This window comes from Oleiphilus sp. HI0079 (assembly GCF_001635105.1).
This window is the reverse complement of record NZ_LWFT01000696.1, coordinates 1-943: the sequence shown is the minus strand read 5'-3', so window position 1 is coordinate 943 and position 943 is coordinate 1. Positions and strand designations below refer to the sequence as shown.

The 943-nt window shown below is 49.3% G+C and carries 1 protein-coding gene and 1 tRNA gene; both read right to left on the bottom strand.

Annotated elements, in window-relative coordinates:
• Positions 1-119: 119 nt before the first annotated feature.
• Positions 120-195 (bottom strand) — tRNA-Asn (locus tag A3750_RS12715).
• A gap of 51 nt (positions 196-246) precedes the next feature.
• The coding region (locus tag A3750_RS12710) for an aminotransferase class I/II-fold pyridoxal phosphate-dependent enzyme (protein ID WP_156498565.1) at positions 247-943 on the bottom strand (697 nt) is incomplete at its 5' end.

Genomic DNA, 943 nt, shown 5'->3' with positions numbered 1-943 from the left:
CCACGGATTCGTTGTATACAAAGAGGGGTGTGGAGATTGGCTCCCCGAGCTGTGCTCGAACTAGGCAAAGTCATCGAGTTTGCCACGGATTCGTTGTATACAAAGAGGGGTGTTGAGATTGGCTCCCCGAGCTGGGCTCGAACCAGCGACCCACGGATTAACAGTCCGTTGCTCTACCAACTGAGCTATCGGGGAATCTCAAAAGAGGCGCGTATCTTAATTAGCTAGCGCGCCTTGGTCAAGTGCTTATCCAAGAACTTTCTTAATTCTTGCAACGGCTGCTTCTAAGGTCTCCATGCTGGTAGCGAAACTTAGTCTCATGCAGCCCTCTGACCCAAATGCAGAGCCTGGGACTAGCGCAACACCAGCTTCTGATAGCAGCAGCTCAGCAAGTTCGACGTCGTTTTTGGCACTGCTTTGAGCGATCGCGTCGCTAAAGTCTGGAAACACATAAAACGTACCGTCACCAGGCAAGCACTTAACGCCACTTATTGAGTTGAGCGCTTCCACTAGGAAGTCGTGACGCTTTTTAAATTCTACCACCATGTCGGCTACACATTTTTGGTCTCCAGTGAGCGCTGCTGTGGCGGCTGCTTGAGAAATGGAGGCTGGGTTAGAGGTGCTTTGCGACTGAATCTTCTTCATTGCGCCGATTACCTTAGCGGGTCCTGCTGCATACCCTATACGCCAACCCGTCATGCTATAAGCCTTTGAAACCCCGTTTAGGACAAATGTTCGATCATAGAGCTCAGGACAAACATTTAATATGTTGTTGAATCCTTCGTCGGTCCAAAGAATATGCTCGTACATGTCATCTGTTGCAATCATGACGTGCGGGTGCTGTAACAATACGTCAGCGATCTCTTTGAGCTCTTGACGTGTGTAAGCCATGCCAGTCGGATTAGACGGGCTATTGATAACAAACAGTTTTGTCTTGTCTGTG